This window comes from Winslowiella toletana, assembly GCF_017875465.1.
In the GTDB taxonomy this organism is placed as follows: domain Bacteria; phylum Pseudomonadota; class Gammaproteobacteria; order Enterobacterales; family Enterobacteriaceae; genus Erwinia; species Erwinia toletana.
In genome coordinates this window covers 1,880,453-1,902,955 of record NZ_JAGGMQ010000001.1, presented here as the reverse complement: position 1 = coordinate 1,902,955, position 22,503 = coordinate 1,880,453, and the positions used below count along the sequence as shown (strand labels likewise).

The 22,503-nt window shown below is 53.7% G+C and carries 22 protein-coding genes; 6 read left to right on the top strand and 16 right to left on the bottom strand.

The window, feature by feature from the left end; translation table 11 throughout:
• Positions 1-53: 53 nt before the first annotated feature.
• The 16 genes from J2125_RS08810 to acuI all read right to left on the bottom strand — a co-directional run bounded on the left by J2125_RS08810 (position 54) and on the right by acuI (position 15,290).
• The gene (locus J2125_RS08810) at positions 54-815 is read right to left on the bottom strand and encodes an amino acid ABC transporter ATP-binding protein (RefSeq protein ID WP_017801517.1); all 762 of its coding nucleotides are present in this window, start codon (positions 813-815) and stop codon (positions 54-56) included.
• A gap of 8 nt (positions 816-823) precedes the next feature.
• Entirely contained in the window at positions 824-1,924 is a 1,101-nt protein-coding gene (locus J2125_RS08805; RefSeq protein ID WP_017801516.1) for an amino acid ABC transporter permease, read from the bottom strand.
• A 15-nt stretch (positions 1,925-1,939) separates the two neighbouring features.
• Entirely contained in the window at positions 1,940-3,118 is a 1,179-nt protein-coding gene (locus tag J2125_RS08800) for an amino acid ABC transporter permease (RefSeq protein WP_017801515.1), read from the bottom strand.
• Positions 3,119-3,186: 68 nt separating this feature from the next.
• Positions 3,187-4,212 (bottom strand): amino acid ABC transporter substrate-binding protein, encoded by a 1,026-nt coding sequence (locus J2125_RS08795; protein WP_017801514.1) that lies wholly within the window; start codon positions 4,210-4,212, stop codon positions 3,187-3,189.
• A 360-nt stretch (positions 4,213-4,572) separates the two neighbouring features.
• Entirely contained in the window at positions 4,573-5,502 is a 930-nt protein-coding gene (lpxP, locus tag J2125_RS08790; protein WP_017801513.1) for a kdo(2)-lipid IV(A) palmitoleoyltransferase, read from the bottom strand.
• A gap of 199 nt (positions 5,503-5,701) precedes the next feature.
• A complete protein-coding gene (fis, locus tag J2125_RS08785) occupies positions 5,702-5,998 on the bottom strand; it encodes a DNA-binding transcriptional regulator Fis (protein ID WP_004097144.1) in 297 nt (98 codons plus the stop codon).
• 15 nt (positions 5,999-6,013) lie between these two features.
• Complete coding sequence (gene dusB, locus J2125_RS08780; protein ID WP_026111748.1) at positions 6,014-6,988, bottom strand: tRNA dihydrouridine synthase DusB; 975 nt, start codon at positions 6,986-6,988, stop codon at positions 6,014-6,016.
• Positions 6,989-7,312: 324 nt separating this feature from the next.
• Positions 7,313-8,194 (bottom strand): 50S ribosomal protein L11 methyltransferase, encoded by an 882-nt coding sequence (prmA, locus tag J2125_RS08775; protein WP_017801511.1) that lies wholly within the window; start codon positions 8,192-8,194, stop codon positions 7,313-7,315.
• Between the two features lie 84 nt (positions 8,195-8,278).
• Positions 8,279-9,724, bottom strand: coding sequence for a sodium/pantothenate symporter (gene panF, locus J2125_RS08770; RefSeq protein ID WP_017801510.1), 1,446 nt, complete (start codon positions 9,722-9,724; stop codon positions 8,279-8,281).
• Positions 9,714-9,956, bottom strand: a complete 243-nt coding sequence (locus J2125_RS08765) for a YhdT family protein (RefSeq protein WP_017801509.1) — start codon at positions 9,954-9,956, stop codon at positions 9,714-9,716. The genes panF and J2125_RS08765 overlap by 11 nt, the downstream gene beginning before the upstream one ends.
• A gap of 92 nt (positions 9,957-10,048) precedes the next feature.
• On the bottom strand, positions 10,049-11,395 hold the full coding sequence (gene accC / locus J2125_RS08760) for an acetyl-CoA carboxylase biotin carboxylase subunit (protein WP_017801508.1): 1,347 nt from the start codon (positions 11,393-11,395) through the stop codon (positions 10,049-10,051).
• 11 nt (positions 11,396-11,406) lie between these two features.
• Entirely contained in the window at positions 11,407-11,877 is a 471-nt protein-coding gene (gene accB, locus J2125_RS08755) for an acetyl-CoA carboxylase biotin carboxyl carrier protein (protein WP_017801507.1), read from the bottom strand.
• A 21-nt stretch (positions 11,878-11,898) separates the two neighbouring features.
• Positions 11,899-12,351, bottom strand: a complete 453-nt coding sequence (gene aroQ / locus J2125_RS08750) for a type II 3-dehydroquinate dehydratase (protein ID WP_017801506.1) — start codon at positions 12,349-12,351, stop codon at positions 11,899-11,901.
• A gap of 235 nt (positions 12,352-12,586) precedes the next feature.
• Complete coding sequence (gene msrQ, locus J2125_RS08745) at positions 12,587-13,189, bottom strand: protein-methionine-sulfoxide reductase heme-binding subunit MsrQ (RefSeq protein WP_017801505.1); 603 nt, start codon at positions 13,187-13,189, stop codon at positions 12,587-12,589.
• On the bottom strand, positions 13,190-14,194 hold the full coding sequence (msrP, locus tag J2125_RS08740; protein ID WP_017801504.1) for a protein-methionine-sulfoxide reductase catalytic subunit MsrP: 1,005 nt from the start codon (positions 14,192-14,194) through the stop codon (positions 13,190-13,192). It lies immediately after the preceding gene.
• A gap of 118 nt (positions 14,195-14,312) precedes the next feature.
• Complete coding sequence (acuI, locus tag J2125_RS08735) at positions 14,313-15,290, bottom strand: acrylyl-CoA reductase (NADPH) (protein WP_017801503.1); 978 nt, start codon at positions 15,288-15,290, stop codon at positions 14,313-14,315.
• 228 nt (positions 15,291-15,518) lie between these two features.
• Here acuI and csrD point away from each other — a divergent pair, with 228 nt between their 5' ends.
• The 6 genes from csrD to rng all read left to right on the top strand — a co-directional run bounded on the left by csrD (position 15,519) and on the right by rng (position 22,463).
• Positions 15,519-17,468, top strand: coding sequence for an RNase E specificity factor CsrD (csrD, locus tag J2125_RS08730; RefSeq protein WP_017801502.1), 1,950 nt, complete (start codon positions 15,519-15,521; stop codon positions 17,466-17,468).
• A gap of 316 nt (positions 17,469-17,784) precedes the next feature.
• Positions 17,785-18,828 (top strand): rod shape-determining protein MreB, encoded by a 1,044-nt coding sequence (gene mreB, locus J2125_RS08725; RefSeq protein ID WP_017801501.1) that lies wholly within the window; start codon positions 17,785-17,787, stop codon positions 18,826-18,828.
• 66 nt (positions 18,829-18,894) lie between these two features.
• Positions 18,895-19,917: a rod shape-determining protein MreC gene (gene mreC, locus J2125_RS08720; protein ID WP_017801500.1), complete on the top strand. Its 1,023-nt coding sequence runs from the start codon at positions 18,895-18,897 to the stop codon at positions 19,915-19,917.
• Complete coding sequence (gene mreD / locus J2125_RS08715) at positions 19,914-20,402, top strand: rod shape-determining protein MreD (RefSeq protein WP_017801499.1); 489 nt, start codon at positions 19,914-19,916, stop codon at positions 20,400-20,402. Before mreC ends, mreD begins: the two co-directional genes overlap by 4 nt.
• A gap of 8 nt (positions 20,403-20,410) precedes the next feature.
• The gene (locus J2125_RS08710) at positions 20,411-21,004 is read left to right on the top strand and encodes a Maf family protein (protein WP_017801498.1); all 594 of its coding nucleotides are present in this window, start codon (positions 20,411-20,413) and stop codon (positions 21,002-21,004) included.
• Complete coding sequence (gene rng, locus J2125_RS08705; RefSeq protein ID WP_017801497.1) at positions 20,994-22,463, top strand: ribonuclease G; 1,470 nt, start codon at positions 20,994-20,996, stop codon at positions 22,461-22,463. The genes J2125_RS08710 and rng overlap by 11 nt, the downstream gene beginning before the upstream one ends.
• Positions 22,464-22,503 lie beyond the last annotated feature (40 nt).

Genomic DNA, 22,503 nt, shown 5'->3' with positions numbered 1-22,503 from the left:
ATAAAAAAGCCCTGGCCAGAAGACCAGGGCTTGATGCTAATCCTGCATATAAATCAGTGGATTACCTGAGAGAGGAACGCACGGGTACGCTCTGACTTCGGACTGGAGAAGAACTCCTGCGGCGGCGCCTGTTCAACGATCTCGCCGCGATCCATAAAGATCACCCGATCAGCGACGGTGCGGGCAAAGCCCATCTCGTGGGTTACGCACAACATAGTCATGCCATCTTCTGCCAGGCCAATCATCGTATCCAGCACCTCTTTCACCATCTCCGGATCCAGTGCTGAAGTCGGTTCATCAAACAGCATAATTTTCGGCTTCATACACAGTGAGCGAGCGATAGCCACACGCTGCTGCTGACCACCGGAGAGCTGGCCGGGAAACTTATGTGCATGCTCGGCGATACGTACGCGCTCCAGATAGTGCATTGCCAGCTGTTCTGCTTCTTTCTTCGGTGTCTTACGCACCCAAATCGGCGCCAGCGTGCAGTTTTGCAACACAGTCAGATGCGGGAACAGATTAAAGTGCTGGAACACCATTCCCACTTCGGTACGCACGCGTTCAATATTGCGCAGATCATCATTCAGCAGGGTGCCATCGACAACAATCCGTCCCTTCTGATGCTCTTCCAGATGGTTAATACAGCGAATAGTGGTTGATTTACCGGAACCTGAGGGACCACACAGCACGATACGTTCGCGCGGTTTAACCTGCAGATTGATATCTTTCAACACATGAAACTGTCCATACCACTTGTTAACATTCTCGAGCGTAATCATCATCGCGTCGTCAGAATTAATTTTAGGTTGAGTCATTTTAAACCTCAGTGCGGTGTACGCCCGGTGTGAAAGCGCTTCTCCAGATGCTGGCTGTAGCGCGACATGCTAAAACAGAAAATCCAGTAGACCAGCGCGGCGAAGACATAGCCTTCGGTCGACATACCGAGCCAGGTCGGGTCGACAGTTGCCTGCTGCACACTACTGAAAAGATCAAATAAACCAATGATGATCACCAGACTGGTGTCTTTAAACAGCGCAATAATGGTGTTAACCAGTCCCGGGATCACCATCTTCAGCGCCTGCGGCAGGATCACCAGGCCCTGGGTTTTCCAGTAGCCCAGCGCCAGTGATTCAGCGGCTTCATATTGCCCTTTCGGTAGCGCCTGCAAACCACCTCGCACTACTTCAGCGACATAAGCTGACTGGAACAGGATAACGCCGACTAAGGCACGTACCAGCTTGTCGATGGTGGTGCCTTCCGCCATAAACAGCGGCAGCATTACCGAGGACATAAACAGGACGGTAATCAGCGGCACGCCACGCCAGAACTCGATAAAGATAATCGACAGCGTCCGCAATACCGGCATACGCGAACGGCGGCCCAGCGCTAATAAAATCCCCAGCGGCAGCGCACCGGCGATACCGATTGAGGCGATAATTAGCGTCAGGGTCAAGCCGCCCCACTGGCGCGTCTCGACTCGTTCGAGACCGAAGTAGCCACCGTACAGCAGCAACCATACAACTATCGGGTAGGTGACGGCCCAGGTAGCGATATAGCTTCCGCGGCGTGGCAGGGTTTTAATAAACATCGGGATAATCGACAGCAGGCCAATAATCAGCGACAGATTAATGCGCCAGCGCAGCTCATGCGGATAGAGTCCATACATAAACTGGCCGAAACGGGCATGGATAAACACCCAGCATGCGCCATCTTTGGTACAGTCGGCACGGGTACTGCCGAGCCAGTTAGCCTGGAATATCAGCCAGTTTAGCGCCGGCGGAATGGCTATCCAGATCACCCACAGACAGAACACTGTCAGCAGGGAGTTGGACCAGCTGGAGAACAGATTTTTTCTTGCCCAGCTCACCGCGCGTGAAAACGCATTGGTAGGCACTGGCGGAGTTTCATGAGTGGTTACAGTCATAATGATACCGTTCTCTTAACGCTCAATCAGCGCGATTTTGCGGTTATAGATGTTCATTAACAGCGAAATCGACAGGCTGATGATCAGGTAAACCGCCATGGTGATGGCAATGGTTTCGATGGCCTGGCCGGTCTGATTCAGCACCGTGCCGGCAAACAGCGAGACCATGTCCGGATAACCAATCGCTGCCGCCAGCGACGAGTTTTTCACAATATTCAGGTACTGACTGGTGAGCGGGGGAATGATCACGCGCATTGCCTGCGGGATAATCACCTGACGCAGGGTAACCGGATTTGGCAGCCCCAGCGAACGGGCGGCTTCGTGCTGACCATGATCGACTGACTGGATACCGGAGCGGATCACTTCAGCGATAAACGACGAGGTGTAGATCGACAGCGCGAGGGTCAGCGCCGCCAGTTCCGGAATCAGCGCGAAGCCACCACGGAAGTTAAAGCCACGCAGTTCGGGCACGTCCCAGTGCATTGCGGCGCCAAAAGTGAGATGCGCTAACAGCGGAAACACAATCAGCATCGCCAGCGCGGCCGGCCAGCTACGACGCAACTGCCCGGTTTTTAACTGATGTTTGCGGTTAAAACGGAACAGGCCGACGCTGGCGGCAATCGCAATCAGCAGGGCGATCAGAAAAGGCAGGGTGCCGGGCGCGTATTCAGGCCACGGAATATAGAGACCGCGGTTACTGACAAAAGCGAGGTCGAACGCGTTAAGCGCCTGACGCGGTCCAGGCAGATTGCGTAATACGGCAAAATACCAAAAGAAGATTTGCAGCAATGGCGGAATATTACGGAAGATTTCGATATAGATATTCGAAATTTTACGCAGCAGCCAGTTGTCTGACAGACGCGCTAAGCCAATAAAAAAGCCCAGAATAGTGGCAAAAACAATACAGAGCGCGGAAACCAGCAGGGTATTGGTCAGGCCGACAAGAAAGACACGGGCGTAGGTATCAGAATCAGAATAATCAATCAGATGCTGGACGATACCAAAACCGGCGCTACGCTCAAGAAAGCCAAACCCGGAGGTAATACCACGGTTGCCCAGGTTCACTACGGTGTTATGAATCAGATAACCGACAACGGCGAAGACCGCGACAATTGCGATAATCTGATAAAGCCATGCGCGCACCGCTGGATTGCTGAATGAAAAATCCTTTTTCACGGTTGGGCGTTGAGACATGTTGAAACCTCAGCTACGAAAACTCTGGCGTGGGCGCCGCGTGTACGGCGCCCGGTAAGCGATGGGAATTAACGTACTGGTGGAGCGTACTGGATGCCGCCAGCATTCCACAGGGCATTCTGACCACGAGCAATTTTCAGCGCGCTGTCTTTACCGACGTTGCGGTCAAAGCTTTCCTGATAGTTACCAACCTGTTTGATGATGTTATAAGCCCATTTGTTATCGAGCTTCAGGTCTTTACCGAAGTCACCTTCGCTACCTAACAGGTGAGCCATATCCGGCGTGGTCGGTTTAGCGGCCATCTGATCGACGTTTTTAGAGGTGATGCCCATCTCTTCGGCGTTCAGCATGGCGTTAAATGACCATTTAACGATGGTAAACCAGTCATCATCACCACGACGTACCACGGGTCCCAGCGGCTCTTTCGAGATCACTTCCGGCAGCACGATAAATTCGCCTGGTTTGCCCAGTTTAATGCGCAGTGCATACAGCTGAGACTGGTCGGAAGCCAGCGTATCGCAGCGACCGCTATCCAGCGCTTTAGCTGATTCATCGGAGCGGTCAAAGGTGACCGGAGTGAACTTCATATTATTGGCTTTAAAGTAGTCAGCCACGTTCAGTTCGGTATCAGTACCGGCTTGCAGACATACTGTTGCGCCATCAAGCTCTTTTGCGCTCTTCAACCCGGCTTTGTTATGGGTGAGGAAGCCGATACCGTCATAATAGTTAACGCCAGCGAACATAAAGCCCATGCCGCCATCGCGTGCTGAGGTCCAGGTGGTATTACGGGAGAGGATATCCACTTCACCAGACTGCAACGCGGTAAAACGCTCTTTCGCCGTCAGTGGGGTGTATTTCACTTTGGTTGCATCGCCAAATACCGCAGCAGCAGTCGCGCGGCACACGTCAACGTCAAGGCCAGTAAACTTACCGCTGGCATCAGCATACGAGAAGCCCGGCAGGCCATCGCTGATACCGCACTGCACAAAACCTTTCTTTTTAATGGCGTCCAGCGTGGTGCCAGCATGAGCCTGATTCGCAACTGCAAACAGCGCAGCAGTGGCAACCAAAGTTGAAAGCATCATTTTATTCATAAAGCATCCTGTGTGGCGTAATTGATTTTTTATGTTTAGTGCGCTTTGTTGTAGTGCACTTTTTCCTGTCTGCGGCGTTAAGCCTTCCACGACTTTGCAAATGGAATGCCAAAAGTGCAGAATCCTGAAATCGTTGGAAAGAGATATTAATACTCGGGTGTAATCAGACAGTTTTATTAATATCGCGCACCAAACCGAGGCAATGCCAGATACGCTGATCACAAACGGTGCAAATAGTTTCACTATATAGAAGCAATGTGACCGTTAACGCAGTTGCGCAGGTCCGTTTTTGGCTGGGCTGTGATGGAAACAAAAAAAGCCCGTTTGTTTTGAACAAACGGGCTTTTCGCTGGGAAGGGATTAATAGAGGGAAGAGGCTCCTGCCGGGCGCGTTTTAAAGCGGCGATGCAGCCACATATACTGATTTGGCGCGCGCATGATTTCGCGCTCAATCACTTTATTCATATAGGCCGCGGCGGCGTGCTCATCTTCTAACGGGTAGTCCTGCAGTTCCGGCTGAATCACCAGCTCATAACCTTTACCGTTTTCTTTGCGAATCAGCACTACCGTCACCATTGCGGGTTTGGCCATACGTGCAAGCATGTAAGTTCCGCTGGTGGTCGCCGCCTGGGGTACGGCAAACAGCGGGGCAAACACGCTGCCTTTCGGACCATAGTCCTGATCTGGCGCAAACCAGACTGCTTCACCCTGCTTCAGGGCGCTCACCATGCCGCGCAGATCACGACGGTTAATCATCGCTTTATTCGAGCGCATGCGACCTTTAGTCTGCACCCACTCCATCAATTTATTGTTGTGGGGGCGATACATCGCCATCATTGGCTGACAGATGCCCATCACCCTGCCGCCCAGCTCCAGCGACATAAAGTGCACGCCGATAATCAGTGCGCCACGATTACCCTGCTGAGCCTGTTGCAGGTTTTGCAGACCATTAACGGTAAACCAGCGTTTGACGCGCGCATCCGACCAGAACCATGCCATGCCGGTTTCCAGCAAGCCCATGCCCAGTGATTCGAAATTGCTGACAATACGCTTTTCCAGAATTTCAGATGCTAAATCGGGGAAGCAGAGTTCCAGATTGCGGCGTGTGATGCGCACCCGGCGTTTTAAGAAACGCATAGAGGTGCGGCCCATCCAGGTGCCGAGTTTTTCCAGCAGCGGAAAAGGAAGCTGAACCAACAAGAAAAGCAGACCCAGACCTGCCCATGTCGACCAGTAACGCGGGCGTAGCAGATCGCGCGAGAAGGCCGGTGGCGCTTTTGGTGCTTTCATTAGTATCTCTTTATGCGTGAATAGGTGATGTAACGCATAAAGAAATTAATCCATCGCGGTACATAGCTTCAGACAACATTTAAGCCGGGAAGTTGGCGCTTCGCTGAAACTTTACATAAGTCAAAGAAGTCTGACTACAGGCAGGGATTAAAAAAGGCGCTGATTATTAAGCAGCGCCTTCATAACAATGAACCGAAACTTAGTTCATGCCGTATTTTTTCAGTTTCTTACGCAGTGTACCGCGGTTGATACCCATCATCAGGGCTGCACGGGTCTGGTTGCCACGGGTGTACTGCATCACCATGTCCAACAAAGGCTGTTCTACTTCAGCCAGTACCAGCTCATACAGATCATTCACATCCTGACCATTTAATTGAGCAAAATAGCCCTTCAGTGCCTGTTTGACCGAATCACGCAGAGGTTTTTGAGTAACCTGATCTTGTGAATTTACGGTAGAAACGGTCAGTACGTCAGAGTTTACGCGTTGTTCGAACATAGTTCTGTCAGCTCTTTATTTCTGTTTGGGCAAATTTTCGAAGTATGCCTCCAACGCCTCCAGCTGTTCGCTGGCATCCTCAATGGCGTTGAATGTGCGCCGAAACTGGTCGTTCGGGGCGTGCTCCTGGAGATACCAGGAGACGTGCTTCCGGGCAATACGGTATCCCTTGCGCTGACCATAAAAGTCGTGCAGTTCCCGTAAGTGCCCGATGAGCAAGCGCTTAACTTCTGCCAGCGGCATCGGTGCCAGCAGCTCCCCAGTGTCCAGATAATGCTGGATTTCCCGGAAGATCCACGGTCTTCCCTGAGCAGCACGGCCTATCATCAGGGCATCAGCCCCCGTATAGTCTAGTACTGCTCTGGCTTTGTGCGGGTCAGTAATGTCTCCATTCGCGATAACCGGAATGGAAACGTTCTGCTTAACTGTCCGAATGCTGTCATATTCAGCATCACCATTGAACAAACAGGCGCGTGTGCGTCCATGTATTGTCAGGGCCTGAATACCACAGCGTTCAGCCAATTGGGCAATCTCTATGCAATTGCGATTGTCTGTATCCCAGCCGGTGCGAATCTTTAAGGTCACCGGTACGTCAACGGCATTCACCACCGCTGAGAGGATAGACTTCACCAGCTCAGGGTGTTGCAGCAGCGCCGAACCTGCCATCTTACGATTCACTTTCTTGGCCGGGCAGCCCATATTGATATCGATAATCTGCGCGCCAGAATCCGCGTTAAAACGCGCGGCCTGGGCCATCTCATCGGGATCGCAACCGGCTATTTGCACGGTGCGAATACCAGGCTCATCACTATGTACCATACGCAACCGGGATTTATCGCTGGCCCATACTTCCGGGTTCGACGATAGCATCTCCGATACGGTCATTCCGGCCCCCATTGCATAACAGAGCGTCCTGAAAGGCCTGTCAGTAATCCCGGCCATCGGGGCTGCTATTAAACGATTACGGAGCTGGTGTTGTCCTATGCGCATGAAAAAGATGTGACCATATATGTTCGCAAGGCGGCGTATATTACGCATTTTTTAACGAAGATGAAAGGCCAAACTTTGAACAATCCACCCGAACAGATCAAGGAAAGTAGCAATGATAGTTAGCTGCCTGATATTTTTCCTTTATATACAATAAGTTAAAAATTAACGATGAAATTGTGTACAAAGTTTTTTCTTTTTTTGTGAGCTATATAGCGATATAAATCACGTAATATATGCCGCTTTACGTGATATCAGCCATGCCAAAAGGCACCATTGCAGTGTTTCACCGTGATGAAAATGCAGCAGTGCCTGATGATTTCACAATTAGCGGCGTACACCGGTGATACGGCACCACTCTTCTTTTTCCGCGACCGGGTCAAGGGTAAATTTGTCAGCGTAAGCTTCACAAACCCCCTCCGCCTGGCTGGCCAGCACACCTGAAAGTCCTAAGTGTCCACCTGTGGTCGGTAGCACGCTAATCAGAGGCGCCAGCTCACGTAACGGGCCGGCGAGAATATTGGCGACCACCACATCGGCGGAGAGATTATCCGGCTGCTGATGCGGCAGATACAGCGACAGGCGATCGGAGACGCCATTGCGTTCCGCATTATCGCGGCTGGCCTGGATCGCCTGCGGATCGATATCAATACCAATAGCCTGCGCTGCACCCAGTTTCAGCGCGGCAATCGCCAGAATGCCGGAGCCACAACCGAAGTCGATAATGGTTTTGCCCTGCAGATCGAGGCCGTCCAGCCACGTCAGACAGAGCGCGGTTGTCGGATGGGTACCGGTGCCAAAAGCCAGGCCAGGATCGAGCATTACGTTGACTGCATTTGCATCCGGCACATCGCGCCAGCTCGGGCAGATCCACAGACGTTCACCGAAACGCATCGGGTGGAAATTGGTCATCCACTCGCGCTCCCAGTCTTTGTCTTCGATTTGTTCGATTTTATGATGGAAACCGGCGCCCAGCAGCGGGTGATGCTGCATAGCTGACACCACTTCGCTCATCTCGGTTTCGGCATCAAACAGGCCAATTACATCGGTATCACCCCACAGGCGGGTTTCGCCTGGCAGCGGCTCAAATACCGGATTGTCATGGGTATCCTGGAAAGTGACGGATACCGCACCCTGTTCAATCAGCGCGTCGCCCAGCTCTTCGGCATGCGCGCCAGTGGTATTAATCTTTATTTGTATCCAGGGCATAGTGATTCTCTTTATTTCCGTTTGACACGGGCGGCGATAACGCCGCCCCTACGTCGGCGTATCTGAAACATCGTAGAGGAGTCGTTATCGGCTCCCTTCATACAGCATATCAGTGGTACGACCAAACAAATTGCCGATCACAAAGGCGATCAGACTTAACAGCAGGGCCGGGACAATCGGATGGAAGCCCAGCAGTTGCAGGTTAAAGCTGGCTAACAGCGTGTAGACCATCGCGCCGATAATCATGCCGCTCAGGGCGCCGGCAGCGTTGGCTTTTTCCCAGTATAGCCCCAGCACCAGCGGCCACAGGAACACCGCTTCAAGGCCGCCAAAGGCCAGCAGATTCAGCCAGATAATCATATCGGGCGGATTCCATGCCGCGACCAGCAACAGTAACCCCAGCACCAGTGTAATCACGCCGGAGAGGCGTTTTAGCAGTGGTTCGTTGTCCATCTGCTGCGGACGCATGCGCAGATAAAGATCTTTAACGATCGTCGCTGAGGACTGCAGTAGCTGAGCATTGATCGTCGACATGATCGCCGCCATTGGCGCGGCCAGAAAAATCCCGGCGGCAAACGGCGGCAGCACGGTGATCATCAGGGTCGGGATCACCTGGTCCGGGATCTTCAGATCCGGCAGTATCGCGCGCCCTAACGCGCCGGCCAGGTGCATACCAAACATCAGGATCATCACCACGATGGTGCCGATAATGATGCCGCGATGCACTGCTTTACTGTCTTTATAAGAGATACAACGCACTGCGGTATGTGGCAGACCAATCACCCCAAAGCACACCAGCACCGAGAAAGAGGCGAGGAAGGTCGGACTGATAATATCGTCTACGCCGGTGGGTGAAAGCAGGCGCGGATCAATCTGTTGCAGCTTATCCACCGCCGCATGCATGCCACCGGCAGCGTGAATCACCGCAAACAGCAGCAGGAAAGTGCCCGCCAGCATCACCAGGCCCTGCATCGCATCATTCAGCACGCTGGCGCGGAAGCCGCCAAATGCGGTATACAGCGCAATCGTCAGGCCGAAAATCAGTAAGCCAACATCATAGGGAATGCCCGCGGCGGTCTCCAGCAGGCGGGCGCCGCCAATAAACTGCACCGTCATCGCGCCGATAAACGCCACCAGCAGACTCAGGCTGGCCAGCCACACCAGCAACGGGCTGCGATAGCGCGCATACAGCATATCGTTCAGCGTCACCGCGTTATACCGGCGCGCCAGAATGGCGAACTTTTTGCCGATTACCCCGAGCGACAGCCAGACCGCAGGTACCTGCACCATTGCCAGCAGCACCCAGCCGAGGCCATATTTATAAGCGGCGCCGGGACCACCAATAAAAGAACTGGCGCTGATATAGGTGGTGGTCAGCGTCATCGCTAATACGAAGCCGCCCATCGAGCGACCGCCGAGAAAATATTCATTAAGAAAGCTGCCTTCACGGCGTTTGCGCATCGCATAGACCGATAACGCGCCGACCAGCAGTAAATAGCCGAGCAGTGGCAGCAGGACTTCAATTTTCATGGGAGTCCTCCAGCGACATATCGCGGAACACGTGGCGGACCATCAGCCAGCACAGCAGCAGAAACAGTATCGGAACATACAGACAGGAAACTTCAAACCAGCGCGGCAGGCCGGTAAAACCGATCTCATTGCCCCCCAGCCATGCGCTTAATCCCCAGGCAGCCAGATATAAAATGGCCAGCGCAAACGACCAGCGCGCCTCTTTATGCGCCTGCAGAAAACGTGCGTCCATCACTCATCCTCACCCAATCACGCAGCAAAAAATAAGAAAGAAAAAGGCCGGTCAGACCGGCCTTGATGACGATACTCGCAACTTCAGGAGGATTAATCCTGCAGGCCGAGTTTCTTCTCCAGATAGTGGATATTGGTGCCACCCTGCTGGAAGTTTTCGTCGGACATAATGCGCATCTGCAATTCGACGTTGGTTTTAATGCCGTCGATAATCAGCTCAGCCAGCGCATTTTTCATGCGGGCAATCGCCACATCACGGTTTTCACCGTAAGTGATCAGCTTGCCAATCATTGAGTCATAGTACGGCGGTACGGTATAACCGGCGTAGATATGAGATTCCCAGCGCACACCAAAACCGCCTGGCGCGTGGAAACGGGTAATTTTACCCGGGCTCGGCAGGAAGGAGTTAGGATCTTCGGCGTTAATACGGCATTCCACCGCGTGGCCCTTAATCATCACTTCTTCTTGCTTGATTGACAGCGGCTGGCCAGCAGCAATACGCAGCTGCTCTTTAATCAGATCAACACCGGTAATCATTTCGGTAACCGGATGCTCAACCTGAATACGGGTGTTCATTTCGATGAAATAGAACTCGCCGTTTTCATACAGGAACTCGAAAGTACCCGCGCCGCGATAGCCGATTTCGATACAGGCTTTTGCACAGCGATCGCCGATAAAACGACGCATTTCGCTGGTGATGCCTGGCGCTGGCGCTTCTTCAACCACTTTCTGATGACGACGCTGCATGGAGCAGTCACGTTCACCGAGATAGATCGCACTGCCCTGGCCGTCAGCCAGCACCTGGATCTCAATGTGGCGAGGATTCTCCAGATACTTCTCCATATAGACCATATCGTTGTTGAAAGCCGCTTTGGCTTCCGCACGGGTCATATTGATGGATTGTTCCAGATCTTTTTCCTGACGCACTACGCGCATACCACGACCGCCGCCGCCGCCAGAGGCTTTGATAATCACCGGGTAGCCAATACGCTTACCGAAGGCACGGTTTTTTTCCATATCTTCGCCCAGCGGGCCATCAGAGCCTGGTACGCAAGGAACACCGGCTTTCTTCATCGCGTTGATGGCGGACACTTTGTCGCCCATCAGGCGAATGGTGTCTGCTTTCGGACCGATAAAGATAAAGCCAGAACGCTCAACCTGCTCAGCAAAGTCAGCATTCTCAGACAGGAAGCCATACCCTGGGTGAATCGCTACAGCGCCGGTAATTTCAGCGGCAGAGATCAGCGCAGGAATATTCAGATAGCTTTTAACGGACTGCGCCGGACCGATACAGACGGTTTCGTCAGCCAGCAGTACGTGTTTCAGATCGCGATCCGCAGTGGAGTGTACCGCAACAGTCTTGATGCCCAGTTCTTTACAGGCACGCAGAATGCGCAGCGCGATTTCACCGCGGTTAGCAATTACAATTTTATCCAGCATGGTTCGCCTCGTTATTCGATGACTACCAGCGGCTCGTCAAACTCAACTGGCTGACCGCTTTCGACCAGAATCGCTTTCACAACGCCGGATTTATCGGCTTCGATCTGGTTCATCATTTTCATCGCTTCAACGATGCACAGGGTATCGCCTGCATTCACTTTCTGGCCCACTTCCACAAACGCTTTAGCGTCCGGGCTTGGCGTGCGGTAGAAAGTACCGACCATTGGGGAACGTACGATGTGGCCACTGATCTCAGCGCTTGCCGGCGCTTCCATTACCGGAGTCGCTGCTGACGCAACCGCGTTAGCCAGCGCTGGCTGCTGCTGCACAGGCATAGCGTACGCCTGCTGCATCATTGGGTAGCCCGTGTTGGCAGGTGCGCGGCTGATGCGAACTGACTCTTCGCCCTCAGAAATTTCCAGTTCGGAGATGCCTGATTCTTCAACCAGTTCGATCAGTTTTTTAATCTTACGAATATCCATGAGTGTGGTTCCGTACTCTGTTTAATTAGAATGTGACAGGCGTTTTACTGCCGTTTGTAAAGCCCAGGAATAACCGTCGACGCCAAGTCCACAGATAACTCCCGCAGAAATATCAGACAGATATGAATGGTGACGAAAAGGCTCGCGTGCATGCACATTAGAGAGATGCACTTCGATAAACGGAATGCTCACCGCCAGCAGAGCATCACGAATCGCCACACTGGTATGAGTAAATGCCGCCGGGTTGATCACGATATAATCGACATTGTCTTTTGCCTGATGGATGCGCTCAATTAACACATGTTCAGCGTTAGACTGGAGATGGCTGAGTTTCACATTCAGTGCGTCAGCCTGCGTCGTCAAATCACTGACGATCTCGGCTAAAGTGGTCTTACCGTATTTTTCAGGCTCACGCGTGCCCAGCATATTCAGGTTGGGACCGTTCAAAAGCAGAATATGAAAGTTGACTGCCATCTTGCTGCTATCTCCTGCGATAATTGAGGCAACGCGTAAAATACCTTGTGGGAATCCATTTGTCACCTTTCCAGATGAAAATTGGGCTTCCGGCCTCAGCAAAGGCGGGCATTATATCGATTTCGTTGCAATTAGCAGCTAAATACTGGTCTTATCAGCGAAGATTATCAACCGCGCGCCGGAAATGACGCACCGTTGTCTGCAGGATATGCGGGCTGGCACACACTATCAGGGACTATTTGGGCAGCCATTTACGGAATTTTTTATAGCGCCATCCCAGCAAGATCAGCGCAATTAGCGCATAAATGATTGGTTGCGGCGATAAAATCTTTACTGACCAAATGTAGTGAATCGGCGCGAGGATCGCCACCAGATAGATGCAATTGTGCAAAGTTTGCCAGCGGGCGCCCAGTTTACGCTGCGCGCGCTGAAACGAGGTTAGCGCTAATGCCAGCAGGATCAGCCAGCTGATCACGCCTAACGTCAGGTAAGGGCGGGTGACCAGCTCCTGGCCGAGCAAACTCAGATTATTGATGCCCAGCTCCAGCAGCGAATAACTGACCAGATGCAGGCTCGCCCATGCGAAGCACCACAGCCCGAGCAGGCGACGGGTACGGATCAGCAGCGGTTGTTTACCATAGCGCGCCAGCGGCGTCACCAGCAGGGTGGCCAGTAATAACTTCAGCGCCATTCTGCCGGTAAAATGCTGGATATCTTTTGCCGGATCGGCGCTAAACCAGCCCTGATCGACAGACAGCATCAGCCACAATAGCGGTAAAAATGCCGCCAGATGCAGCAGCACTTTTAACGCGGTAATCTGTTTTAACGTCAGACGCACTTAGTAGTTCTCCCGCAAATTCAGCCCGCGATACAGCGAGGCCACCTGTTCAGCATAACCATTAAACAGCAGGGTTGGCTGGCGTTTCACGTCAAGGATGCCGCCGGAACCAATAAAGCGCTCGGTAGCTTGTGACCAGCGCGGGTGATCAACATGTGGGTTCACGTTGGCAAAAAAGCCATACTCATCGGGACCCGCCAGATTCCAGGTGGTTGGCGGACGTTCGCGCGTCAACTGGATATGCACAATCGATTTAATGCCTTTAAAGCCATATTTCCATGGCACCGTCAGGCGGATGGGCGCGCCATTCTGCGGCGGCAGGGCTTTGCCATACACGCCGGTGGTCAGCATAGTCAGCGGATTCATCGCCTCATCAAGGCGCAAACCTTCAACGTAAGGATATTTGAGGCCGCCGCCAATAAAGCGATCCTGCTGGCCGGGCATCTGATCCGGGGCGTAAACGGTCTGGAAGGCGACGAAGCGCGCATTGCTGGTGGGTTCGGCGGCCTGCAGCAGCTTGCCGAGCTCAAAACCGACCCATGGCACCACCATCGACCAGGCTTCGACGCAGCGCATGCGGTAAATGCGCTGTTCGAGAGGGAAACGTTTAAAGATATCATCCATATCCAGCGTCAGCGGTTTCGCCACTTCACCATCAATACGGATCTTCCAGTCGGTGGTTTTCAGCGTCCCGGCATTGGCTGCCGGATCGGCTTTATCGAGGCCAAACTCATAGTAGTTGTTATAGCCCGTCACTTTATCTTCAGGGGTTAACGGCAGATCCGCCTGCCATGCGGCGGGTTTGCTGAAATCGAGCGCCTTTCCCGCGGGGGCTGGCGGGCGGTCATTACCTTTAAACCAGGAGAGCACATCGGCATGGGCGGCGTTCGGCAACGCCAGCGCGGCGGCTGTCAGTCCCAGGGTTTTAATAATGTCGCGACGATGCTGGTTAAACACCGCTTCCGGCGTCACATCGGCTTCGGTAAGTTTGCTGACAGGCTTCATCTGAAGGCCCTCTGAACATTAAGGATTATCTTCAGCATGATCTATGGCGCGGGAACTGGCGAGTTATTGGCGGAAAATGTGAAATTTCCTGGACGCGCTCCTTCGCATCCAGCAATGGTCAGCGAATTTTAACCAGCGTACGGCCAGTAATAGCGTTATTCAGCAGACGTGTGGCGGCCTCGGCGGCCTGATCCAGCGTCACTTCGGTCGTGGCTTGCTGGTAAAACGATTCAGGCAGGATTTTCAGCAGACGTTTCCACGCCTCAATGCGCCGCGCCGCAGGCGTTTGCACGGAATCCACCCCTTGCAGACGCACATTGCGCAAAATAAACGGCATTACCGTGGTTGGCAGAGCAAAACCGCCTGCCAGACCGCAAGCGGCGACGGTGCCGTTATAGTGCATTTGCGCCAGCACGCTGGCCAGCACGCGATCGCCCGCGGTATCAATGGCGCCAGCCCAGCGTTGTTTCTCCAGGGGACGCGTATCGCCGCTAAATTCGCTGCGCGGCAGGATCTCGCTGGCGCCAAGCCCGCGCAAATACTCATGGGTACTCTCGCGACCACTGACTGCCGCTACGCGATAACCCAGTGCGCTCAGCAGGGCAATCGCGGTGCTGCCAACGCCACCGCTGGCGCCGGTAACCACAATCTCTCCGCTTTCCGGCGTTACGCCGCCATCTTCCAGCGCCATTACGCACAGCATGGCGGTAAAGCCTGCGGTACCGATAATCATCGCTTTACGTCCGTCCAGCCCTTGCGGCATCGGCACCAGCCAGTCGCCTTTTACCCGCGCCTGTTCCGCCAGACCGCCCCAGTGATTTTCACCAACTCCCCAGCCGGTCAGCAGCACCGCCTGGCCGACGTGGAAACGTGGATCTTCGCTGTGACGCACCTGACCGGCGAAATCAATCCCCGGCACCATCGGGAAGTTGCGAATAATTTTGCCCTTGCCGGTAATCGCCAGCGCATCTTTATAGTTAATGCCGGACCACTCGACATCCACCGTGACCTCACCCGCGGGTAACAGCTCGCTGGCAACGGTTTTAACTGCGGCGAGAGTTTTCCCCTCGGATTGTTCTAATAGTAACGCCTGCATAAGAATCTCCTGAAAGAGTGCATTAACCTGCTAAAAATGTAGCCTCTGCGACTATACTCGCCACCATCAGGCACATCCTGACTGTGCGCAAATAAACGTACATTTTTTTGGGCGGCGATAACGCCGCCCCTACAAAGGCTGCGTTTTTCTGTAGGGGCGGCGTTATCGCCGCCCGTGTCAGGCCATAATAAATGGCTTCTCTTATAACCGCAGTTTAAAGGCACAGGGATGCGATTAACCACAAAACTATCTGCGTTTATTGCATTGCTCAGCGCGCTGGCGATGTTGCTGATGTTAACCGGCTGCGCGCTCAGCTTCTTTTATCTCAGCAATCAGCGCGTAGAACATCGCGTACAAACAATGGTGACGGAGATTGATCTGGCGCTGCTTAATGAGCCGGTCGCCAGCCTGGAGCCCTGGCTGCGCCGCATGATGCCGCTGCTGAACATCGAACGTATTGATATTCTCGATGGTCTGCGCACGCAGTTATCGTTGCAGCGTCACCAGAACGCGCTGATTGAAGACGAGCCTAACCGTTTTCGCCAGGCGGAGATCCCGTTATTAAAACATCCTGCGTTAAGCGTCCGTATTGTCTGGCTGGATCCGGCGAACACCTGGTTCCGCTCGTTTATCGGCGCCTCGACGATGATCGCCGTCGCTATTGTGGCGACAATTATGATGCTGATTCTGCTGCTGTCGCACCGCTGGCTCTACCGCCAGCTAAAAGGGCTGGAGAGTCTGGAGAGCCGCGCGCAGAAAGTGATTCTTGGTGAGCGCGCCAGTGTGGAGCGCGGCGCGATTCATGAGTGGCCAGCGAAAGCCAGCAGTGCCATCGATCTGCTGCTGAACGATGTTCAGGAGGCGGGTGAGCAGCGTATTCGCGTCGATACCCTGATCCGCGCCTTTGCCGCGCAGGATGCGAAAACCGGGCTGAATAACCGGCTGTTCTTTGATAATCAGCTGGCTACCTTGCTGGAAGATGCCGAGGCCGTCGGCGCTCATGGCGTGGTGATGATGATTCGCGTGCCGGACTTCGATACCCTGCGCGAACGCAGCGGCAATCTGGTGGTTGAGGATTATCTGTTTGACCTGGTGAATATGTTGTCGACCTTTGTGATGCGCTATCCGGGGGCGTTGCTGGCGCGCTATTTCCGCAGCGATTTCGCCGTGCTGCTGCCGCACCGCACGCTAAAAGATGCCGGCAGTATCGCCAGCCAGCTGATTACCGCGGTAGATTCACTGCCGCCAACGCGCGCGCTGGACCGCGAAGATATGATCCATATCGGCATCAGCGCCTGGCGCAGCGGGCAGACGACCCAGCAGGTGATGGAAAATGTGGAGCTGGCGACCCGGCATGCGGCGCTGCTCGGCGGGAATAACTGGTCAGTGGGCGAAGGCAACACCAGTGAGGTGGGGCGCGGCAGCGTCAGGTGGCGTACCCTGCTGGAACATACCCTGACCCTGGGCGGACCGCGCTTGTATCAGAAACCGGCAGTGACGCGCGAAGGGCTGGTGCATCATCGCGAGATGCTGATGCGGATTTTCGATGGCGAGAAAGAGCTACTGGCGGATGAATTTATGCCGCTGGTGCAACAGATGGGTATGGCGGAAAGTTACGATCGTCAGCTGGTAACCCGCATAGCCACACTGTTAAATGTCTGGCCGGATGAAACCCTGGCGCTGCCAGTGACTGTTGACGCGTTATTACAGCGGCCGTTCCAGCGCTGGCTGCGCGATACCTTGCTGCAATGCACTAAAACGCAAAGAAAACGTATTTTATTTGAACTTGCAGAAGCAGATGTGTGTCAACACATCAATCGGCTGCAGCCTGTGTTCCGGTTGCTGCAGGGTTTTGGCAGCCGCATCGCGGTAAATCAGGCTGGATTGACGGTCGTCAGTACAGCCTATCTGAAGCAGTTTAAAGTGGAAATTATTAAGCTGCATCCGGCGCTGGTGCGCGATATTGAGCGTCGCACAGAAAATCAGCTATTTGTGCAGAGTTTGATCGAGGTTTGTAAAGCGACGCCGACGCGAGTTTTTGCCGCTGGAGTCAGGACACGAGCCGAATGGCAGGCGTTGTCGGGACTGGGGGTGGCGGGTGGTCAGGGTGACTTTTTTGCCGCCTCACAGCCGGTAAACAGCAACGTGAAAAAATATTCACAAAGATATCGAGTTTAGTCTGCCGTTAACCGCGATTTCACGTAGAATAGCCGCGCGGTTGTGGTTCGAGACGGCTTCGTCGGTGAACCGATGAAACCTGAAAAAGAATGTTAAATTTTATGTATGTTATGTCCGCTTCCCAGCCATATATACAGCACAGCGCCTGATTTCAGGCACGTAGTCGTAGTGTCGCTTGTGCGGTTATGTCATAAGTGAGAGATTGCGTGACTTTTCACCGAAGTAGAATGTTTTTGCGCCTTGTGGCTGCTTCGTGTGGTTGGTAAAGTAAGCGGATTTTATTTTCCGCCCCCAGCTTGCAGGATTATTCTTTAGTATGTTTAAAAAATTTCGCGGCATGTTTTCCAACGACTTGTCCATCGACCTGGGTACCGCCAATACCCTTATTTATGTCAAAGGGCAGGGCATCGTTCTTAACGAGCCTTCTGTCGTTGCTATTCGTCAGGATCGTGCCGGCTCCCCAAAGAGCGTAGCGGCTGTAGGTCATGATGCAAAACAGATGCTGGGCCGTACGCCGGGCAATATCGCCGCTATCCGTCCAATGAAAGATGGCGTTATCGCCGATTTCTTCGTGACCGAGAAAATGCTGCAGCATTTTATCAAGCAAGTTCACAGCAACAGTTTTATGCGCCCCAGCCCACGAGTGCTGGTGTGTGTGCCGGTCGGAGCAACGCAAGTTGAACGCCGCGCCATTCGCGAATCTGCCCAGGGTGCAGGCGCGCGTGAAGTTTTCCTGATTGAAGAGCCGATGGCCGCCGCGATTGGCGCCGGTCTGCCGGTTTCAGAAGCGACCGGTTCAATGGTGGTGGATATTGGTGGTGGTACCACTGAAGTGGCGGTGATCTCGCTGAACGGCGTGGTTTACTCCTCTTCTGTGCGTATTGGTGGTGACCGCTTCGACGAAGCGATCATTAATTACGTGCGCCGTAACTACGGCTCACTGATTGGTGAAGCGACCGCTGAGCGTATCAAACACAGTATTGGCTCGGCCTATCCGGGTGATGAAGTGATGGAAATTGAAGTGCGCGGACGTAACCTTGCTGAAGGTGTGCCGCGTGGTTTCACGCTGAACTCCAACGAAATCCTTGAAGCGCTGCAGGAGCCGTTAACCGGTATCGTCAGTGCGGTAATGGTTGCCCTGGAACAGTGTCCGCCGGAACTGGCGTCCGACATTTCCGAGCGCGGTATGGTGCTCACCGGAGGTGGCGCATTGCTGCGTAACCTCGATCGTCTGCTGATGGAAGAGACCGGGATTCCGGTTGTGGTTGCAGAAGATCCGCTGACCTGTGTCGCACGCGGCGGTGGTAAAGCGTTGGAGATGATCGACATGCACGGCGGCGATTTGTTCAGCGAAGAATAATCTGCCAGGGGAGTGGTGGTCAGTCCGTCACTCCCTTTTCTTGATGTCGAGGAATACGCTGCGTTTATGAAGCCGATTTTCAGCAGGGGTCCCTCCCTGCAGCTGCGCCTCTTTTTGGCGGTTATTGTGGCAATTGGAGTTATCGTTGCCGACAGTCGAATTGGGGCCTTTACCCAAATTCGCACCTATATGGACACCGCAGTCAGTCCGTTCTATTTTCTGGCCAACGGGCCACGTCAAATTCTGGACAACGTTTCTGCCACGTTGGCCTCACGTCAGCAGTTAGAGCTGGAAAACAAAGCGCTTCAGCGCGAACTCTTCCTGAAAAACAGTGAGTTGTTGATGCTTGGTCAGTTTAAGCAGGAGAACGCGCGTCTGCGTGAACTGCTTGGCTCACCGCTGCGCCAGGATGAGCATAAAATGGTCACTCAGGTGATCTCGACCGGCACCGATCCTTACACCGATCAGATGGTTATCGATAAAGGCAGCGTAAATGGCGTTTACGAAGGCCAGCCGGTGATCAGCGACAAAGGCGTGGTGGGGCAGGTGGTTGCGGTCGGTAAAGTGACCAGCCGGGTGCTGCTGATTTGTGATGCTTCTCATGCGTTGCCGATTCAGGTGCTGCGTAATGATATTCGGGTGATTGCCGCCGGTAATGGCTGTACCGAAGATCTGCAACTGGAACATCTGCCAGGCAATACCGATATTCGCGTTGGCGATGTACTGGTGACCTCAGGCCTGGGCGGTCGCTTCCCGGAAGGTTATCCGGTGGGCGTGGTCTCCTCGGTTAAAGTGGATACCCAACGTGCATATACCGTCATTCAGGCGCGGCCAACCGCCGGTCTGCAACGTCTGCGTTATCTGCTGCTGCTGTGGGGTTCTGACAGCCATGGCGATATGCCAATGGCGCCGGATGAAGTGCATCGGGTAGCCAATGAGCGTCTGATGCAGATGATGCCGCAGGTGCTGCCAGCCGCTGATGCGATGGGGCCGCCTGCGCCACCGGTGCAAACCGCGCCGGCAGAAGCTACGCCGCCCGCCGCCAGCAGTCGTCCGAATAGTGCATCCAGTCGTGGAGGCCAGCCTTGAGTAGCTATCGCAGCAATGGTCGCTGGGTCATCTGGTTGTCCTTTCTGGTGGCGCTGGTGCTGCAGATTATGCCGTGGCCGGATGAATTTTATATGTTCCGGCCCTCATGGTTGCTGTTGATTCTGATCTACTGGGTTCTGGCACTGCCGCATCGGGTTAATGTCGGCAGCGGGTTTTTGATGGGGGGCATTATGGACCTTATCGCCGGATCGACGCTCGGCGTACGCGCGCTGGCGCTGAGCATTATTGCCTACCTGGTCGCATTTAAATTCCAGCTTTTCCGTAACTTAGCATTGTGGCAGCAGGCATTAATGGTTATGGTGCTGTCGCTGGCAATGGATGTGATTGTTTTCTGGGCTGAATTTCTGGTGATCAATGTTTCATTCCGGCCGGAAATTTTCTGGAGCAGTGTAGTCGACGGTATTTTATGGCCCTGGCTATTCTTATTGATGAGAAAGATCCGCCGTCAGTTCGCTGTTCAATAAGGAAAACTATGCTATCCCTGTATCTTGCTTCCGGTTCACCACGTCGGCGTGAACTGTTGACCCAGCTTGGTCTGCACTTCGAACGTCTGTCGACTGAAGTCGAAGAGTTGCGCGGTGCTGATGAAGACGCCGAACACTATGTGTTGCGTCTGGCGCGCGAAAAAGCCCGCGCTGGCGTTGCTGTCGCCACTGAAGATTTGCCGGTGCTGGGCGCTGACACTATTGTGGTGCTGAATGGAGAAGTGCTGGAAAAGCCAAAGAATCAACAGCATGCCTGTGAAATACTGACTAAACTTTCCGGAGTTACGCATCAGGTAATGACCGCCGTCGCACTCGCCGACCGCGAGCAGTTGCTTGATTGTCTGGTGACCACCGATGTTACGTTCCGCAGCTTATCAGCCGATGATATTGCCAGCTATGTAGCCAGTGGCGAACCGATGGATAAAGCCGGTGCCTATGGTATTCAGGGCCTTGGTGGCAATTTTGTCAGAAAAATTAATGGCAGTTATCACGCAGTTGTCGGACTCCCGCTGGTTGAGACAGCAGAGCTGTTCAGCCACTTCCAGTCACTGCGTGAACTGAGAGGACAACATGACGGCTGAACTGCTGGTTAACGTAACCCCATCGGAAACGCGCGTGGCGTATATTGATGGTGGCATTCTGCAAGAAATTCATATCGAGCGCGAAGCGCGTCGCGGTATTGTCGGCAATATCTATAAAGGGCGCGTCAGCCGGGTGCTACCGGGCATGCAGGCGGCGTTTGTCGATATTGGCCTTGATAAAGCCGCTTTCCTGCACGCCTCCGATATTATGCCGCATACCGAATGCGTCGCCGGTGAAGAGCAAAAAAACTTCAGCGTGCGCGATATCTCCGAGCTGGTGCGTCAGGGGCAGGATCTGATGGTGCAGGTGGTGAAAGATCCGCTCGGCACCAAGGGCGCACGTTTAACTACCGATATTACCCTGCCGTCGCGCTATCTGGTGTTTATGCCGGGCGCCTCGCATGTCGGCGTGTCACAGCGCATTGAGAGCGAAGCCGAGCGCGATCGTCTGAAAGCGGTGGTCTCCGCCTATTGCGATGAGCTGGGCGGCTATATTATTCGCACCGCTGCCGAAGGCGTCGGCGAAGATGAGCTGGCATCTGACGCCGCTTTCCTGAAGCGCCTGTGGACCAAAGTGATTGAGCGCAAAAAACGTAATCAGACGCGTTGCCGCCTGTATGGTGAAGTGGCGCTGTCGCAACGTGTGCTGCGTGATTTTGCTGGCGCTGCGCTCGATCGGGTGCGTGTCGACTCGCGTCTGACTTATGAGCATCTGGTGGAGTTTACCAGCGAATATATTCCGGAGATGACCGAGAAGCTGGAGCTGTATACCGGTAAGCAGCCGATCTTCGATCTGTTTGATGTCGAGAACGAAATTCAGCGCTCGCTGGATCGTAAGGTGGAACTGAAATCCGGCGGTTATCTGATTATCGATCAGACCGAGGCGATGACCACTGTTGATATCAATACCGGCGCTTTTGTTGGTCACCGCAATCTCGATGAAACCATCTTTAACACCAATATCGAAGCCACCCAGGCGATTGCCCGCCAGCTGCGGCTGCGTAATCTCGGCGGCATTATTATTATCGACTTTATCGATATGAGTAATGAAGAGCACCGCCGCCGCGTACTCCATTCGCTGGAAACCGCACTGAGTAAGGATCGGGTGAAAACCGGCATTAACGGCTTTTCCCAGCTGGGGCTGGTGGAGATGACGCGTAAACGCACCCGTGAAAGTATCGAACATGTGCTCTGTCATGACTGCCCGGTATGTAAAGGGCGTGGCACCTTAAAAACCGTCGAAACCGTCTGCTATGAAATTATGCGTGAGATTGTACGGGTGCATCACGCCTACGACTCCGATCGCTTCCTGGTGTATGTATCACCGGCGGTGGGTGAGGCGCTGAAAAGTGAAGAGTCGCATGCGCTGGCGGAAGTTGAAATCTTCGTCGGTAAGCAGGTTAAAGTCCAGGTTGAGCCGCTCTATACCCAGGAGCAGTTTGACGTGGTAATGATGTAGGGTCGCAGCCCGGCAGACGAAAGATTCAGAACAAGGAGAG

Excerpts from the sequence above, each read along its gene's own strand:
- J2125_RS08810 (WP_017801517.1), bottom strand. The coding sequence starts at position 815 with ATGACTCAACCTAAAATTAATTCTGACGACGCGATGATGATTACGCTC.
- J2125_RS08805 (WP_017801516.1), bottom strand. The coding sequence starts at position 1,924 with ATGACTGTAACCACTCATGAAACTCCGCCAGTGCCTACCAATGCGTTT.
- J2125_RS08800 (WP_017801515.1), bottom strand. The coding sequence starts at position 3,118 with ATGTCTCAACGCCCAACCGTGAAAAAGGATTTTTCATTCAGCAATCCA.
- J2125_RS08795 (WP_017801514.1), bottom strand. The coding sequence starts at position 4,212 with ATGAATAAAATGATGCTTTCAACTTTGGTTGCCACTGCTGCGCTGTTT.
- lpxP (WP_017801513.1), bottom strand. The coding sequence starts at position 5,502 with ATGAAAGCACCAAAAGCGCCACCGGCCTTCTCGCGCGATCTGCTACGC.
- fis (WP_004097144.1), bottom strand. The coding sequence starts at position 5,998 with ATGTTCGAACAACGCGTAAACTCTGACGTACTGACCGTTTCTACCGTA.
- dusB (WP_026111748.1), bottom strand. The coding sequence starts at position 6,988 with ATGCGCATAGGACAACACCAGCTCCGTAATCGTTTAATAGCAGCCCCG.
- prmA (WP_017801511.1), bottom strand. The coding sequence starts at position 8,194 with ATGCCCTGGATACAAATAAAGATTAATACCACTGGCGCGCATGCCGAA.
- panF (WP_017801510.1), bottom strand. The coding sequence starts at position 9,724 with ATGAAAATTGAAGTCCTGCTGCCACTGCTCGGCTATTTACTGCTGGTC.
- J2125_RS08765 (WP_017801509.1), bottom strand. The coding sequence starts at position 9,956 with ATGGACGCACGTTTTCTGCAGGCGCATAAAGAGGCGCGCTGGTCGTTT.
- accC (WP_017801508.1), bottom strand. The coding sequence starts at position 11,395 with ATGCTGGATAAAATTGTAATTGCTAACCGCGGTGAAATCGCGCTGCGC.
- accB (WP_017801507.1), bottom strand. The coding sequence starts at position 11,877 with ATGGATATTCGTAAGATTAAAAAACTGATCGAACTGGTTGAAGAATCA.
- aroQ (WP_017801506.1), bottom strand. The coding sequence starts at position 12,351 with ATGGCAGTCAACTTTCATATTCTGCTTTTGAACGGTCCCAACCTGAAT.
- msrP (WP_017801504.1), bottom strand. The coding sequence starts at position 14,194 with ATGAAGCCTGTCAGCAAACTTACCGAAGCCGATGTGACGCCGGAAGCG.
- acuI (WP_017801503.1), bottom strand. The coding sequence starts at position 15,290 with ATGCAGGCGTTACTATTAGAACAATCCGAGGGGAAAACTCTCGCCGCA.
- csrD (WP_017801502.1), top strand. The coding sequence starts at position 15,519 with ATGCGATTAACCACAAAACTATCTGCGTTTATTGCATTGCTCAGCGCG.
- mreB (WP_017801501.1), top strand. The coding sequence starts at position 17,785 with ATGTTTAAAAAATTTCGCGGCATGTTTTCCAACGACTTGTCCATCGAC.
- mreC (WP_017801500.1), top strand. The coding sequence starts at position 18,895 with ATGAAGCCGATTTTCAGCAGGGGTCCCTCCCTGCAGCTGCGCCTCTTT.
- J2125_RS08710 (WP_017801498.1), top strand. The coding sequence starts at position 20,411 with ATGCTATCCCTGTATCTTGCTTCCGGTTCACCACGTCGGCGTGAACTG.
- rng (WP_017801497.1), top strand. The coding sequence starts at position 20,994 with ATGACGGCTGAACTGCTGGTTAACGTAACCCCATCGGAAACGCGCGTG.